Genomic DNA, 15,164 nt, shown 5'->3' on the forward strand with positions numbered 1-15,164 from the left:
AACTTCTGCACGATATTGCGAGTCGTAGGAGAATTCCAAGTTCGCTTCACTGGTTTTCACCTATTGTCAGGAAGCAGTAACAAGGCAGGGAGTTGTCATGGATCATTTGCAGTCGATGCGAGTTTTCGTCAAGGTGGCGGATCTCGGCAGTTTTGCCCGCGCCGCGAGCGCGATGGATATTTCCAATGCGGTTGCCACCCGTCATGTTGCCGACCTCGAAGGCCGTCTTGGTACGCGGCTGCTCAATCGCACGACACGCAGCTTGTCGCTGACCGAATCCGGTCAGGTCTATCTCGAGCGGGCCCGTCAAATTCTCGACGAACTGGAAGACGTCGAACAGATGGTGGTCGCTCGCAATCACGAACCCGTCGGCACCCTGCGCATCGTGGCGCCCGTCGTGTTCGGGCTGCATAACCTCGCGCCCGTGCTGCAAACCTATGCGGAGCGCTATCCGAAAGTCATTCCCGACGTCACGCTGGTCGATCGTCAGGTCGATCTGGTCGAGGAAGGTTTCGACGTCGGCGTCGTGATCGCGCGGCAAATGCGCAGCGCGAGCATCGTCACGCGGCGTTTGACCACCGGCTGTATGACCGTCTGCGCGACGCCGGCTTATCTGGAAAAGCATGGCACGCCGACGCGTCCCGAGCATCTGCTCGAACACCCGTGCCTGAGCTTGCCGTCCGAATACTGGGGCGATGAACGCGTGTTCACGGGGCCGGAAGGCGAAGTGCGCGTGCGGCCGTCGAACGTGATCGTCGCCAACAACACTGAGATGCTGCGGCAGTTTGCGCTGCTGGGCATGGGCATCGCGATTCTGCCGAGCTATCTGATCGGTCGCGACATGACGCGTGGCCGGCTCGTGCGTTTGCTCGGCGATTACCGCTTGCCGCAGGTCGAGATCAACATTGCGTACCCGAGCCGCCGTCACCTGCCGGCCAAGGTGCGCACGTTCATCGATCATCTGGTCGAGCACTTCAGCCAGACGCCGAACAGCGTGCTCGGCGAACAGTGGATCAAGGACGGTTTGGAGCGCCCGGCGACGTCGGCCGCGTTCGAAACTGCCGAGTCCCGCGCCCCCGAAGCGTTCGATGGCGCGGAGCCGCTTTCGCGGCTGCTCGATAGCGAGCTGGCGCCTGCCGTGCCGAAGCCGATGACGAAGTCGTCCAACCGCAGCAGCCGTCCGACGGCGTTGTCGCCGCTCTAAATCGCTGAATGTCTAAGCCCGCAGCGATGCGGGCGGACAATAAAAAGGCGCAGTCACCTGAAGTGACTGCGCCTTTTTCTATCGGCAGATGCGGATGCGGAGCAAAGCGCGGGCTATGCACGGATCGCCGATCGCGGCGGCGGAATGTAGCCATTCCTTCTACCCCCGCGAGCCGCCGATCCGAATCCCGCCTAATTAGCCGATTTTTCGCGCCGCGGTCTTTTTCGCCGGTGCCTTCTTGGCCGCCGCGGTCTTGGCGGCGGGCGCCTTCTTCGCCGCCACCTTCTTTTCCGCCGGCTCGGCCTTCACTGCCACCGCGGTATCGCCTTCGTCCGCTTCCGGCATCGCCTTCGCGGCCGAACGAGCACCTGAAGTCTTCGCTGCCGCGGTCTTCGCCGCCGCCGGCTCCTTCTTCTCGAATTCAAAGCCGATCTTGCCGTCGTTCTGCTTGACGAGGAACGCCTTGAAGTTTCGGCCGGTACGCGACGACTTGAAGTTCGTCAGCAGATCGGTGCGCCCTTCCTCGAGCAGCTTGGCCATCTGCTCGCGGGCGATTTCCTGCTGCAGGATGACCTTGCCGGAGCGGAAGTCGCATGTCTTCGGACTCGCGACCGAGTTTTCGCAGACGTAGCTCATGCCGTGCTCGAACACGCGGCCCTGACACTTCGGACACGCGCCGACCGGCTGCTGATCGGAGAAGTCAGGCGGTTCGCCGTCTTCGCCGGCAGCGTCCTGGCCGAAGTCGAACTCGAGCTTGTAATTCTTGATCTCGTCGTCGAGCGACAGTTTCAGGATCGCCGAGAACGGCCGCCCCATCTTGCTGCGGAAGCCAGACAGCGGTCCGATCGTCTTGTTCTGCAGCAGTTCTTCGACTTCGGCGATCTCGAACTGACGGCCACCCGGGATCTTCGAGATCGAGAATTCGCACTTCGAGCACGCGAAGCGCCGGTAATTTTCCTTCACCTGGCCACCGCAATTCGGGCAAGGTGTCTGCAACGTCGCGTAATCACCCGGGATCGTATCCGAATCGTATTCCTTCGCGCGTTTGACGATGGTTTGCGTCATGCGCGCGATTTCCTGCATGAACGCGTCGCGCGGCAGGTTGCCGCGCTCCATCTGCGACAGTTTGTATTCCCATTCGCCGGTCAGTTCGGGCGCGGTCAGCTCCTTCACGCCGAGGCCGCGCAGCAGCGTCATCAGCTGGAAGGCCTTGGCGGCCGGAATCAGATCGCGGCCTTCGCGGATCAGGTACTTTTCGGTCAGCAGACCTTCGATGATTGCCGCGCGCGTCGCCGGCGTGCCGAGCCCCTTGGCCGCCATCGCTTCGCGCAATTCGTCGTCTTCGACCAGCTTGCCCGCGCCTTCCATCGCCGACAGCAGCGTCGCTTCGTTGTAGCGTGCGGGCGGTTTCGTGACCAGTTGCTGTGCGGCGATCTTGTCGGTCTTAACCTTTTCGTCCTTCTGCACCGGCACGAGGTTCGCATCTTCGCCGCTGGTTTCGCGGCCGTAGACCTGCAGCCAGCCCGGCTCGACGAGCACCTTGCCTTCGGTCTTGAAGTAATGGCCGACCACCTCGGTGATGCGCGTCGTCACACGGTATTCGGCGGCCGGGAAGAACACCGCGAGGAAGCGTTTGACGACGAGGTCGTAGAGCTTCTGTTCCGGCTCGGACAGATTCTTCGGCGCCTGCAGCGTCGGGATGATGGCGAAGTGGTCGCTGATCTTCGAATTGTCGAAGATGCGCTTGTTCGGCTTCACCCAGCCCTTGTCGAGCACCTGTTTCGCGAACGGCAGGTAGTTGTTGCTCTCCTTGAGCATGCCGAGCGTCTGCTTGACCGTGTCCAGATAGTCTTCCGGCAGTGCGCGCGCGTCGGTTCGCGGATAGGTCAGCACCTTGTGCTTTTCGTACAGCGCCTGAGCGAGGCCCAGCGTATTCTTCGCCGAAAAGCCGAAGCGGCCGTTGGCTTCACGCTGCAGGCTGGTCAGGTCGAAAAGGGCAGGCGACAGCTGGGTCGATGGTTTCGACTCCTCGGTCACCACGCCCATCTGGCCACGGCAGGCCGCGACGATCGTCTCGGCCGCGGGCAGCGACCAGAGGCGCGAATCGCGCTTTTCCGGATCGAACTCGTCGCGCTTGAATTTCGGGTCGAACCAGCGGCCTTCATAAAAGCCGGCCGCGCAGACGAACTCCGCCTTCACTTCCCAGTAGTCGCGCGGCACGAAGCGTCGAATCTTCTCTTCGCGTTCGACGACGATCGACAGCGTCGGCGTCTGCACGCGACCGACCGTGGTCAGAAAGAAGCCGCCGCCCTTGCTGTTGAACGCGGTCATCGCGCGCGTGCCGTTGATGCCGACGAGCCAGTCCGCTTCCGAGCGGCAGCGCGCCGCGTCGGCGAGCGGCTGCATCTCTTCGTCGCTGCGCAGGCGTGCGAAACCCTCGCGGATCGAGCCGGCCGTCATCGACTGCAGCCACAGCCGTTGCACCGGCTGTTTGGCTTTCGCGTGCTGCGCGATCAGGCGGAAAATCAGCTCGCCCTCGCGCCCCGCGTCGCATGCGTTGATCAGACGGTCGATATCCTTGCGCTTCATCAGCTTGGTCAGCACCTTCAGGCGCGACTCGCTCTTCGCGATCGGATTCAGATCGAAATGCGGAGGAATGACGGGTAGGTTGGCAAAGCTCCACTTGCCGCGCTTGACTTCGTATTCGTCGGGTGCGGCGATTTCCAGCAGATGGCCCACTGCCGACGAAAGAACGTAGTCGTCGCTTTCGTAGTACTCGTCATGCTTGGTAAAGCCGCCCAAAGCGCGCGCGATGTCGTTCGCGACAGAAGGCTTTTCGGCGATGATCAGTGCTTTGGACATGACTCGATGTGAGGTTGGTAGATCCGGGTTGGTGGCCTTGAGCGCCAACATGGCGCGCGACGCTCGCTTGAGACCTCTTTCGACCCAATAACGACCGCTTTATAGCACAAGGCGCGAACCCAACGGGTCAAGTACGATAAAAGCGCGCCATCATAATTGGGCGTCCGGCGGTTGATCAACTGCGGCAAACGCCGCGTGCGGACAGCGATGCCAGCGGCGATGCTGTCCCAGAAATGGTCGGCGACGGCCCGTGCCGCAAGCCGCGCTTCGCGAGGCTTTCCGTTTGGCCGTGCGGCGCGCGAAGCCGCCTTCAGGCGACCGCCAGCGCAGGCCGCAGCTTCGGCGCACCGGTCACGCCGGGCAGTGCGGTCAGATCCGACAGCATCCGCTCGACGATCGACACCTGTGGCAAAACCGTACCGAAAAACCGTGTCGTCACCGAGTCTTCGATCAGGACGGTCGGGAAATTCTCGACGTCCAGATCGTCGAACCGATCCGCGTGAGTTTCGATGTCGATCCATGCGAAGCAGATTTCCGGGTGCCGCTCGGCCAGCTGGTTGAAGGCGTCCCGGTACTCGCGACACGTTCCGCACCACTCCGCGCACAGGCATGCAACGAACAGAGTGTCGGGGTCGTTGACGCGCTCGGCGATCCGGTCCTGGTCGGTGTCGAGGTTCAGCGCGGGCATGAAGTGATTTCCTTGTGTGCTTTGTCGGGTGCTTTGGCGCGAATGTAGCATGGCCGGTCGCGAAGAGTTGCCAATCTGCGTTGATGCCGGTCAGTCTCGGCTCAGTCATGATGGGCTCGCATGAAGCGGCCGCCGGGCAGCAGCGTAACCTCGCCGGCGAGTTCGAGCCGGAGCAGGGCGGCGTGCAGGGCCGCGTCCTCCATCTCGGTGCGAGCGGCCAGAATTTCAAGCGTGGTCGGTGAGTGGCCGAGCGCGGCGAGCAGACGTTGGGAGTCGGGGGCGAGTGCCGGCTGTGGGGCCGGCCCGATCGGCCGTGTATCGGCGAAGGCGGCGCTCGCAGCTCGCAAAGCGGTCCCGCCCGACGAAACGCGCAAACGCGCCTGATCCAGCGGAGCGGCCTGTTTCGCTGCGCGTCCCGCGTGGTTCGCCGTCCGTCGGACAAAACCCAGCTCTTCCAGCACCTCGTCCGGTGTTTCCACGAGCCGCGCGCCCTGCTTGATCATCCGATGACAGCCGCGCGACAACGGCGCGTAAATCGATCCTGGCAACGCGAACACGTCGCGCCCCATCTCGTTGGCGAGCCGCGCGGTAATCAGCGAACCGGAGCGCATAGCCGCCTCGACGATCACGACTCCGCTGACCAGCCCGGCGATCAGCCGGTTGCGCTGTGGGAAGTTGGCGGCGCGCGCGGGCGTGCCGAGCGGCCACTCCGACAGAATTGCGCCCTGCGTCCCGATCTGCCCCGCGAGCGCATGATGCGCGGCCGGATATACGAGGTCCGCGCCGGTGCCGATCACCGCGACCGTCCCGCCGACACCTTCGAGCCCGCCCCGATGCGCGGCGCCGTCGATGCCGAGCGCGAGCCCCGAGACGACCGTCACGCCCGCTGCCGACAGCGCTCGCGCGAACCGCCGCGCATCCTCGATGCCCTGCGGCGTCGCGCTGCGGCTGCCCACCAGCGCGACCGCGCGCGTATGCAGCAGATCGAGCCGGCCCTTTATATATAGAAGCGGCGGCGGATCGGGCATCGTCAGCAGCGCGGGCGGGTAGGCGGGGTCGTCGAGCGTGACGATCTGGTTGCCCGGCTGCTCGCGCCATGCGAGCACCACCTCGAGCTGGCCGTCGAACGCTGGTCCCGGCGGCGCCAGCACCGCGCGCGCCGCGGGCTCACCGGCGACCTCGGCGAGCGCATCCGGCGACTGCGCAAACAGCGCTTCAGGCAGTCCGAATGCGGCTAGCAACAGGCGCAACGCCGCGGGTCTGAGGCCCGGTGCAAGCGACAACCGTAGCCAGGCGGCCAGTTCGATACGGGTTGCGGGCAAGGTGTGCATGTGGGTCGCTCCTCTGGCGAGGCCTGCGGGCAGGCGGGCGCCATGCTAAAATTTTCATGATCCGAAATAAAACCGTGCTGCAATAGAACGGCAATGAGCCGCGAATACCGCGGCGCCGCGCGTGAGCGCGCGGGTTCGTCGTCGGGCGCGCGAGGCGCGTTGAATCGAACTGGTTCGACACCATCTATCCTCTGCGTATTACGACGGGCTGACAACCTGGCCGAATGGCCAACGCGAGCCTCCAATGGTTAGCGGCGTCTGAAATCACACTCGAAATCATGGCTTTACTGAATATCCTCAATTACCCCGACAAACGGCTGCACAAGGTGGCGAAGCCAGTCGAGGAGGTCAACGACCGTATCCGCCGCCTCGTCGCCGACATGGCCGAAACGATGTACGCGGCGCCCGGCGTCGGCCTCGCCGCCACCCAGGTGGACGTGCACGAACGCGTGATCGTGATCGACGTGTCGGAAACGCACGACGAATTGCTCGCGTTCATCAACCCGGAAATCATCTGGTCGAGCGATGAGAGGAAGTTGTCGGAAGAGGGCTGCCTGTCGGTGCCCGGGATCTACGACAACGTCGAGCGTGCCGAGAAAGTGCGCGTGCGTGCGCTCAACGAGAAGGGCGAAACGTTCGAGCTCGATTGCGAGGGCCTCCTCGCCGTGTGCATCCAGCACGAGATGGATCACCTGATGGGCCGCGTGTTCGTCGAATATCTGTCGCCGCTGAAGCAAACGCGCATCAAGAGCAAGATGAAGAAGCTCGCCCACGCGATGTAACGCGCTTTCAACTTGCCCGCCGCTCATTCATGACTCATTCGTTGCGCGTCATCTTTGCCGGTACGCCGGAATTCGCCGCGGCCGCGCTGGCCGCGATTCATCGCGCCGGGTTTGCCGTGCCGCTCGTCTTGACGCAGCCGGACCGGCCCGCGGGACGCGGCATGAAGCTGCAGGCGAGCCCGGTCAAGCGCTACGCACAGGAGCATGGCCTCGCAGTCGCGCAGCCCACGTCGCTGCGCCGCGTCGGCAAGTACCCCGAGGAAGCCGCCGCCGGCATCGAGCAACTGCGCGCGACGCCGCACGACGTGATGGTGGTCGCCGCCTACGGGTTGATCCTGCCGCAGGAAGTGCTCGACATTCCGCGCTTCGGCTGCATCAACATTCACGCGTCGCTGCTGCCGCGCTGGCGCGGCGCGGCGCCGATTCATCGCGCAATCGAAGCGGGCGACGCGCAAACCGGCATCACGCTGATGCAGATGGACGCCGGCCTCGACACCGGCGCGATGATCTCCGAAGTCCGGACCCCGATCTCCGCCGACGACACCACCGCCACGCTGCACGACCGCCTCGCCGAGCACGGCGCGCAACTGATCGTCGATGCCCTGATCGAGCTCGAGCGCAGCGGCAAGCTGGCCTCGACCCCGCAACCGGCCGACGGCGTAACCTACGCCGAGAAAATCGCCAAGCACGAAGCGGCGCTCGACTGGCGCCGCCCGGCCGAGGCGCTTGCGCGCCAGGTGCGCGCGTTCGATCCGTTCCCCGGCGGCGCCGGCACGCTCGCCGACGGCAGCACCGTCAAGATCTGGGCCGCCACCGCCGTGGCCTCGCCGACCTCCGGCAACGACAAGACGCCAGGCACCATCACCGAGGTTTCTCCCGACGGCGTGCTGGTCGCTTGCGGCGAAGGCGCACTGCGTCTGACGCAATTGCAGAAGCCCGGTGGCAAGCGCCTGCCGGTGCGCGAATTCCTTGCCGGTTCGCCGTTCGCCGCAGGCCAGCGCTTCGAGCTTCCCGAGGCGCAATAAGCGCGGCGCGCGCCCCGGAGCATCGTCGATTCCGCCGGCGTTCCCTGCGCGCGCCGCGAGCCCGCCGCGCGTTAGAATCCTCCATGCAGCAGACTAGGTTTTCGAGGGTTCATCACATGTTCGGCATCGTCCATTTCGAGTTTTTCATCGTCGCGGTTTTTCTCCTGAACATCACGCCGGGGCCGGATACCGCTTATATCGTCGGGCGCAGCGTCGCCCAGGGCCGCGGCGCGGGGCTGATGTCGGCGCTCGGCATTTCGGCGGGCTGCTGCATTCACTCGCTGGCCTGCGCGTTCGGCCTGACCGCGCTACTGGCCGCGTCTGCCACCGCGTTCACCATCGTCAAATTCGTCGGCGCGATTTATCTGATCTATCTGGGTGTGCGCCTGATCTTCACGAAGCCGGCCGCGGTTGCCCCTGCCGGCGACGCGCGTGCGCCGTCCACGCCGAAGTCGCTGCGGCAGTTGTTCCTGCAAGGCTTCTGGACCAATGTGCTGAACCCGAAGGTCGTGCTGTTCTTCGTGTCGTTCTTCCCGCAGTTCGTCGCGACGGGCAGCGAACACAAGACCTTCGCGTTTCTGGCGCTCGGCGCGGTCTTCGTGCTGATGAGCATGGTCTGGAACAGCTTCGTCGCGTGGATCGCGGGCAGCGTCACGCAGCGTTTCTCGGGCAAGCCGACGGTCAAGCGTTGGCTCGATCGCGGCGTCGGCAGCGCGTTCGTGGGCCTCGGCATCAAACTCGCGACCGCCTCGCGATGATTGAATTTTCCCGCATCACCCATATCTAACGTTTCGCTTACAATCTGGCGCCGCAATCGCGCGGCACGGAGACGAAGGCCACGCTCGGGGCAAGGAGTTGCAGACATGTTCAATTGGGTGAAAACCGCGATGTTGATGGCCGCGATTACGGCCCTTTTCATCGTGATCGGCGGGATGATCGGCGGGTCGCGCGGCATGATGCTCGCGCTCGTGATCGCCCTTGGGATGAATTTCTTTTCGTACTGGTTCTCCGACAAGATGGTCCTGCGCATGTACAACGCGCAGGAAGTCGACGAAAACAGTGCGCCGCAGTTCTATCGGATGGTGCGCGATCTCGCCACGCGCGCGAACCTGCCGATGCCGCGCGTCTACCTGATCAACGAAGACGCGCCAAACGCATTCGCCACCGGCCGCAATCCGGAGCACGCGGCGGTCGCGGCGACCACCGGCATTCTGCGCGTGCTGTCCGAGCGCGAAATGCGCGGCGTGATGGCGCACGAACTTTCGCACGTGAAGCACCGCGACATTCTGATCTCGACGATTTCTGCGACCATGGCCGGCGCGATTTCCGCGTTGGCGAACTTCGCGATGTTCTTCGGCGGCCGCGACGAAAACGGGCGTCCCGCGAACCCGATCGCGAGCATCGCGGTTGCGCTGCTCGCGCCGATTGCGGGCGCGCTGATCCAGATGGCGATTTCGCGTGCGCGCGAATTCGAAGCCGACCGTGGCGGCGCGCAGATTTCGGGCGACCCTCAGGCCTTGGCGTCGGCGCTCGACAAGATCCATCGCTATGCGAGCGGCATTCCGTTCCCGACGGCCGAGGCGCATCCGGCCACCGCGCAGATGATGATCATGAATCCGCTCTCGGGCGGCGGTATCGCGAACCTGTTCTCGACACACCCTGCGACCGAAGAACGCATCGCGCGTCTGATGGAAATGGCGCGCACCGGGCGCTTCGACTGAGCCGCCGCGTCGTTCGGCGCGTCGATCCTGAAGTACTGAAGAGCGGGCCCGCGAGGCCCGCTTTTTTTTTTGCACCGTTCGTCGCAACCGCGCGACAGCGTGTGCCGCCGCCCCCGCACGGCGGCGCCCCACCGGCGCCACGCTACAATGTGCGCTGATTGCGCCGCGCGCACCGTGCGGCTGGCCCTTGCTCCCTTCATGACTTCAAAGCCTTCTTCGCGTTCTGCTTCCTCGTCGGCGCGCTCGCGCGAATCCCGTTTGTCGGCGCTGCATCTGGCGCCCGAATCGCTCGGGTTCGCGCTCGACTGCGCGGCTCAGGCCGTCGGCGCCGTGCGTCTCGGCGCGGCCTTGCCCGCAGCGCTGCAAAGCGTGTTCGTGTCGATGCCCGAGGGCAACGCCGCAGCGGCGCGCGGCGCGGTGCAGGACATCGCCTATCGCACGATGCGCCGTCTCGCGACCGCCGAGTGGCTGATTGGGAAGCTCGTGAAGAAAGCGCCACCGCCGCACGTCGCGCATGTGCTTGCGTGCGCGCTCGCACTGCTCGTCGACGACGAAGCGAGCGCCGCTTACACGCCGTTTACGGTCGTCGACCAGGCGGTCAGGGCGATCGGCGCGCGCCGCGAGTTCGGGTTCGCGAAGGGGCTCGTCAACGCGGTGCTGCGTAACTTCTTGCGCGAGCGCGACACGTTGCTCGCCGCCGTGCAAGCCGACGAAGCCGCGCGCTGGAACTATCCGGCCTGGTGGATCGACGCGGTGAAGCGCGCATGGCCCGAGGCGTGGCAATCGGTGCTGGCCGTCGGCAACACGCAAGGTCCGCTGACGTTGCGCGTGAACGCGCGCCATTCGACGGTCGACGCCTATCTGCAAGAGCTGCAACGCCAGCAGATCGCCGCAAGCAAGGCCGGCGAGCACGCGGTCACGCTCGCTATGCCAATGCCGGTCGAGCGCATTCCGGGCTTCAGCGAAGGGGTGGTGTCTGTACAAGATGCAGGCGCGCAACTCGCCGCGCAACTGCTCGGCGTGCGTGACGGCATGCGCGTGCTCGACGCATGCGCGGCCCCTGGCGGCAAGACCGGCCATCTGCTCGAACTCGCCAACATTCAACTCGTTGCGCTCGAAAGCGATGCGTCGCGCGCGCGCCGCATCGGCGAAAACCTGCGGCGTCTGAAGCTCGAAGCGGAAGTGCGCATCGGCGACGCGGGCAACCCTGCGCAGTGGCACGACGATCTTGACCAACCGTTCGACCGCATCCTCGCCGACGTGCCATGCTCTGCGTCGGGCATCGTGCGGCGTCATCCGGATATCCGCTGGCTGCGTCGCCAGTCGGATATCGCCGCGCTCGTCGCCGAACAGCGCCGCATTCTCGACGCGCTGTGGCCGCTCGTGAAACCCGGCGGCGAGTTGCTTTACGTTACCTGTTCGGTCTTCCCCGAAGAAGGCGAGTTGCAGGCTCAGTGGTTTGGAAACCAGCATCAGGATGCGGTACGATTGGACGCGCCGGGGCAGCTTTTACCCTCAGTTGCTCGCGCGCCCGCCGACTCATCGGCCGGTTCTCATGCTGGACGACCCGCTGAATTCAGCGCCGGCACGAACTCAGACCACGACGGATTTTTCTACGCGCGCTTTCAGAAACGGTGACCATAAAACGCTTCTTCCCGCTTCGGCTCGCTGCCGTGCTCTGGATCGCGCTGGCCGTCTGGCTTGCAGCGCCGGGCGCGGCGCACGCTGACTCGATCGCGGTGCAGCGGGCGTCGCTGCAGGCCGACAACGGCGGCTGGAGTCTCGATGCGCATTTCGAATTCGAGCTGAACAGCAATCTCGAAGACGCGGTCAACAAGGGCATTCCGCTTTATTTCACGACCGATTTCGAATTGAGCCGGCCGCGCTGGTACTGGTTCGACGAGCAGCCGGTCAGCGTGTCGCAAAGCTTGCGGCTGTCGTTCCAGCCGCTCACGCGCGAATATCGCGTGTCGAGCGTGCAGTCGGGCGGCTTGCAGCTCGGCTTTTCCACGCTGAAGGATGCGCTCGCTGTGATCAAACACGTGACGTCGTGGCACGTGATCGACCGCAATGAGGTGCGTGTCGGCGAAACCTATAACGCGTCGGTGCGCATGCAACTCGACATCGGGCTGATGCCCAAGCCGTTCCAGATCGACGCGGTGAACAACCGCGACTGGAACCTCGCCTCCGATTGGAAGCGCTTCACTTTCACGGCGGCCGATCGTGCTAAATAAAGTGCGCTCATCTTCCACCAGTGTCAGCAGCATCGTCGTGCGCGTGCTGGTGTCGACGGTCGCGGTCACGGCCGTGCTGCTGCTCGTATTGCTGGCCGCCGCGAGCGCGAACACCGAATTCTTCGACCGCTATTACCAGTGGCTGTACGCGGCCAACGTCGCGGTCGCGATGATCTTTCTGCTGGTGGTGGCGACGCTCGTCGTCATCATCGTCGTGCGCTTACGCACGGGCAAATTCGGCACACGGCTGCTCGCGAAGCTCGCGTTCTTCATGGCGCTGGTCGGCGTGGTGCCGGGCGGCATAATCTACATCGTGTCGTACCAGTTCGTGTCGCGCAGCATCGAGTCATGGTTCGACGTGAACGTCGAAACCGCGCTAGCGTCCGGCCTCAATCTCGGGCGCGGCATGCTCGACGCGTCGCTGTCGGATTTGCAGACGAAGGCGCGTCTGATGTCCGAGCAGATCGCGAGCGCGGATGCGGCCGGCACCACGCTGACGTTGCTGCGTCTGCGCGACCAGTTCGGCGTGCAGGACGCGACGATCGTCGAGCCGACCCGCAGCATGTCGGGCGCGACGCCGGACATGCACGTGGTCGCGCAAGCGTCCAGCAATTACGCGATGCTGCTGCCGAACGATCTGCCGACACCGTTGATGATCGAGCAGGCGCGAGGCCACGGCTATGCGGCGATCGAAGGCGAGGTGGACGGCGATGCGCACGCGCAGGGCGGCAAGGGCGCGCTGCGTCTGCGCGTGGTGCAGCGTATTCCCGATGCGAACGCATCGCTATTGCAGCCCGCCGAGCGCTTCCTGCAACTGACGCAGCCAGTTTCGACGACACTCGCGCGCAATGCCGACGCGGTGCAGCGCGCATATCGCGAGTATCAGGAGAAGGCGCTCGGCCGCACCGGCCTGCGCAAGATGTACATCGGCACGCTGACGCTGTCGCTGTTTCTCGCGACCTTCATCGCGATGATGCTCGCGCTCGCGCTCGGCAATCAGCTCGCGCGGCCGCTGTTTCTGCTCGCGCAGGGCACGAAGGAAATCACCGAGGGCGACTACACGCCGAAGCGCGAGATCAAATCGCGCGACGAACTGGGCTTCCTGACTCAGTCGTTCAACGCGATGACGCGGCAATTGGCGGAAGCGCGCGGGGCCGTCGAGAAAAATCGTATCGCGCTCGAGCATTCGAAGGCGTATCTCGAGAGCATCCTCGCGAACCTGACCGCGGGCGTGTTCGTATTCGACCGGCAGTTCCGGCTGACCACCGCGAATCGCGGCGCCGAGCGGATTTTCCGTCAGCCGTTCCAGACGGTGCTCGGTTCGTCGCTCGATCAGATCGGCGTGCTCGGCGAATTCGGCGCGATGGTGCGCAAGGCATTCGCCGATCGCGAAGCGGCGAGCGAAGACGGCCATGACGACAACGGCCATTGGCAGCAGCAGTTCTCGGTGCCGGTTCCCGGCGAGACCGAGCCGCTGACGTTGCTCGTGCGCGGCGCACGGCTCGTCGCGGCGAACGAGCGCGATGCCGAAGACATCCAGACCTCGGGCTACGTGGTCGTGTTCGACGACATCTCCGACGTGATTTCCGCACAGCGGTCGATTGCATGGGGCGAAGTCGCACGGCGCCTCGCGCACGAGATCAAGAATCCGCTCACGCCGATTCAACTGTCGGCCGAGCGTTTGCAGATGAAGCTCGCCGACAAGCTCGCGCCGTCGGATGCGGACGTGCTGAAGCGCGGTGCGACGACGATCGTCAATCAGGTTGCGGCGATGAAGCAGATGGTCGACGATTTCCGCGACTACGCGCGCACACCGCCCGCGGTCCTCGCGCATCTGCAATTGAACGATCTGGTCAGCGAGGTGCTCACGCTGTACGGTATCGAGGAAGGCAAGGGCGTGATCCAGGTCGAGCTTGCGGCCTTGCCGGCAATACGCGGCGACGCGACGCAATTGCGTCAGGTGATCCACAACCTGCTGCAGAACGCGCAGGACGCGGTCGCGGAAGTCGCGCATCCGCGTGTTTTGCTCGAGACGAGGACAGTAGAATACGGAGACCCCGACGTGCAAGGCAAAGCGCGCGTCGCGGTACGTCTGACCGTGTCGGATAACGGACCGGGCTTCCCCGCGCGTATCCTCACGCGCGCGTTCGAGCCGTATGTGACGACCAAGGCCAAAGGTACGGGTCTGGGACTTGCGATGGTCAAGAAGATCGTCGACGAACATGGCGCGCGCATCGACATTCGCAATCGCATGAAGGCTGGCGACGTGATCGAAGGCGCGCAGATTTCGATTCTCTTCCTTCAACTGGCGGACGAGCCCGCGCAGCCAGGTGCACCTGGTTCGGGTGCGCATCTGGCGCATGGTGGCGCGTCGCAGGGAACGACAAAAGCAACAGTGCAGACAAGGGCAGCGTAAATGGCAACCATCCTGGTGGTAGATGATGAAATGGGCATCCGGGAACTGCTCTCGGAGATCCTCAGCGACGAGGGACACGTCGTGGAGGCCGCTGAAAACGCGCAGGAGGCGCGCGAGTTCCGGCTGCGTCAGGCGCCGGACCTCGTGCTGCTCGACATCTGGATGCCGGACACCGACGGCGTAACGCTGCTCAAGGAATGGGCCGCGCAAGGTCAATTGACGATGCCCGTCATCATGATGTCCGGTCACGCGACGATCGACACCGCGGTCGAGGCCACCAAAATCGGCGCGCTCAACTTCCTCGAAAAGCCGATCGCGTTGCAGAAGCTGCTGAAGGCGGTCGAGCAGGGACTTGCGCGCGGCAACTCGGCGGCCGTGCCTGGCGGTGTGGCCGCGAAGCCGGCGTTGCCGGTCAGCGCATCGTCGGTCGCGTCGGCGGCCGCGTTGCCGATGCTTTCGGCCGATGGCGTCAGCGGCGGTGCGCTCGCCGCGCAAACCGCGTCCATCTCGTTCGACATTCCGCTGCGCGATGCGCGCGACGCGTTCGAGCGCGCGTACTTCGAATATCACCTCGCGCGCGAGAACGGCAGCATGACGCGCGTCGCGGAGAAAACCGGTTTGGAGCGCACGCATCTTTATCGCAAGCTGAAGCAACTCGGCGTCGATCTCGGCAAGAACAAGGGCGAGTAAGCGCCACCTGTTGCATGCAAACGCGGCCCGGCAATATTTTTTATGAAAGGGCTTGCTGAACTGCAGATCGCTTGATATAGTTTCGTTCTTCGTTGGCCCGGTAGCTCAGTTGGTAGAGCAGCGGATTGAAAATCCGCGTGTCGGTGGTTCGATTCCGCCCCAGGCCACCAGGATTCAGCCCCAGGAAATCGCAAGATTCCTGGGGCTTTTC

General features: G+C 64.3%; 12 protein-coding genes and 1 tRNA gene. 10 read left to right on the forward strand and 3 right to left on the reverse strand.

The window, feature by feature from the left end; all coding sequences use genetic code 11:
• Positions 1 to 97: 97 nt before the first annotated feature.
• The gene (locus AB3X95_RS26505) at positions 98 to 1,204 is read left to right on the forward strand and encodes a LysR family transcriptional regulator (RefSeq protein ID WP_176109843.1); all 1,107 of its coding nucleotides are present in this window, start codon (positions 98 to 100) and stop codon (positions 1,202 to 1,204) included.
• A gap of 195 nt (positions 1,205 to 1,399) precedes the next feature.
• Here AB3X95_RS26505 and AB3X95_RS26510 read toward each other — a convergent pair whose 3' ends face one another.
• From AB3X95_RS26510 to dprA, 3 genes are all read right to left on the reverse strand, one after another.
• Positions 1,400 to 4,066 carry a DNA topoisomerase III gene (locus tag AB3X95_RS26510; RefSeq protein ID WP_176122369.1) on the reverse strand — a complete coding sequence of 889 codons (2,667 nt, stop codon included), beginning with the start codon at positions 4,064 to 4,066 and terminating at the stop codon, positions 1,400 to 1,402.
• Between the two features lie 310 nt (positions 4,067 to 4,376).
• Entirely contained in the window at positions 4,377 to 4,754 is a 378-nt protein-coding gene (locus AB3X95_RS26515; RefSeq protein ID WP_176122368.1) for a thioredoxin family protein, read from the reverse strand.
• 101 nt (positions 4,755 to 4,855) lie between these two features.
• Positions 4,856 to 6,085, reverse strand: coding sequence for a DNA-processing protein DprA (gene dprA, locus AB3X95_RS26520; protein ID WP_176367362.1), 1,230 nt, complete (start codon positions 6,083 to 6,085; stop codon positions 4,856 to 4,858).
• A 278-nt stretch (positions 6,086 to 6,363) separates the two neighbouring features.
• Between dprA and def the strand changes: the two genes are divergently transcribed.
• The 9 genes from def (at position 6,364) to AB3X95_RS26565 (ending at position 15,123) form a co-directional block, all read left to right on the forward strand.
• A complete protein-coding gene (def, locus tag AB3X95_RS26525; RefSeq protein ID WP_176122366.1) occupies positions 6,364 to 6,867 on the forward strand; it encodes a peptide deformylase in 504 nt (167 codons plus the stop codon).
• 29 nt (positions 6,868 to 6,896) lie between these two features.
• Positions 6,897 to 7,892: a methionyl-tRNA formyltransferase gene (gene fmt / locus AB3X95_RS26530; RefSeq protein ID WP_368622966.1), complete on the forward strand. Its 996-nt coding sequence runs from the start codon at positions 6,897 to 6,899 to the stop codon at positions 7,890 to 7,892.
• A 116-nt stretch (positions 7,893 to 8,008) separates the two neighbouring features.
• A complete protein-coding gene (locus tag AB3X95_RS26535) occupies positions 8,009 to 8,650 on the forward strand; it encodes a LysE family translocator (RefSeq protein WP_176367364.1) in 642 nt (213 codons plus the stop codon).
• A gap of 105 nt (positions 8,651 to 8,755) precedes the next feature.
• Complete coding sequence (gene htpX, locus AB3X95_RS26540) at positions 8,756 to 9,613, forward strand: zinc metalloprotease HtpX (RefSeq protein WP_013088049.1); 858 nt, start codon at positions 8,756 to 8,758, stop codon at positions 9,611 to 9,613.
• 198 nt (positions 9,614 to 9,811) lie between these two features.
• Positions 9,812 to 11,251: a 16S rRNA (cytosine(967)-C(5))-methyltransferase RsmB gene (rsmB, locus tag AB3X95_RS26545; protein WP_176122363.1), complete on the forward strand. Its 1,440-nt coding sequence runs from the start codon at positions 9,812 to 9,814 to the stop codon at positions 11,249 to 11,251.
• The gene (locus tag AB3X95_RS26550; protein WP_176109835.1) at positions 11,248 to 11,847 is read left to right on the forward strand and encodes a DUF4390 domain-containing protein; all 600 of its coding nucleotides are present in this window, start codon (positions 11,248 to 11,250) and stop codon (positions 11,845 to 11,847) included. The genes rsmB and AB3X95_RS26550 overlap by 4 nt, the downstream gene beginning before the upstream one ends.
• Positions 11,837 to 14,263, forward strand: coding sequence for a PAS domain-containing sensor histidine kinase (locus AB3X95_RS26555; protein ID WP_176122361.1), 2,427 nt, complete (start codon positions 11,837 to 11,839; stop codon positions 14,261 to 14,263). The genes AB3X95_RS26550 and AB3X95_RS26555 overlap by 11 nt, the downstream gene beginning before the upstream one ends.
• Complete coding sequence (gene esaR / locus AB3X95_RS26560) at positions 14,264 to 14,953, forward strand: response regulator transcription factor EsaR (RefSeq protein ID WP_176367365.1); 690 nt, start codon at positions 14,264 to 14,266, stop codon at positions 14,951 to 14,953. It begins immediately after the preceding gene.
• A 94-nt stretch (positions 14,954 to 15,047) separates the two neighbouring features.
• Positions 15,048 to 15,123: transfer RNA gene (locus AB3X95_RS26565), tRNA-Phe, on the forward strand.
• The last annotated feature ends 41 nt before the right edge of the window (positions 15,124 to 15,164 follow it).

It is taken from the genome of Paraburkholderia sp. BR13444 (assembly GCF_040948755.1).
GTDB classification, from domain to species: Bacteria; Pseudomonadota; Gammaproteobacteria; order Burkholderiales; family Burkholderiaceae; genus Paraburkholderia; species Paraburkholderia youngii.

Bases quoted from the DNA above. Each gene is read 5' to 3' on its own strand.
- AB3X95_RS26505 (WP_176109843.1), top strand. From the start codon at position 98: ATGGATCATTTGCAGTCGATGCGAGTTTTCGTCAAGGTGGCGGATCTC.
- AB3X95_RS26510 (WP_176122369.1), bottom strand. From the start codon at position 4,066: ATGTCCAAAGCACTGATCATCGCCGAAAAGCCTTCTGTCGCGAACGAC.
- AB3X95_RS26515 (WP_176122368.1), bottom strand. From the start codon at position 4,754: ATGCCCGCGCTGAACCTCGACACCGACCAGGACCGGATCGCCGAGCGC.
- dprA (WP_176367362.1), bottom strand. From the start codon at position 6,085: ATGCACACCTTGCCCGCAACCCGTATCGAACTGGCCGCCTGGCTACGG.
- def (WP_176122366.1), top strand. From the start codon at position 6,364: ATGGCTTTACTGAATATCCTCAATTACCCCGACAAACGGCTGCACAAG.
- fmt (WP_368622966.1), top strand. From the start codon at position 6,897: ATGACTCATTCGTTGCGCGTCATCTTTGCCGGTACGCCGGAATTCGCC.
- AB3X95_RS26535 (WP_176367364.1), top strand. From the start codon at position 8,009: ATGTTCGGCATCGTCCATTTCGAGTTTTTCATCGTCGCGGTTTTTCTC.
- htpX (WP_013088049.1), top strand. From the start codon at position 8,756: ATGTTCAATTGGGTGAAAACCGCGATGTTGATGGCCGCGATTACGGCC.
- rsmB (WP_176122363.1), top strand. From the start codon at position 9,812: ATGACTTCAAAGCCTTCTTCGCGTTCTGCTTCCTCGTCGGCGCGCTCG.
- esaR (WP_176367365.1), top strand. From the start codon at position 14,264: ATGGCAACCATCCTGGTGGTAGATGATGAAATGGGCATCCGGGAACTG.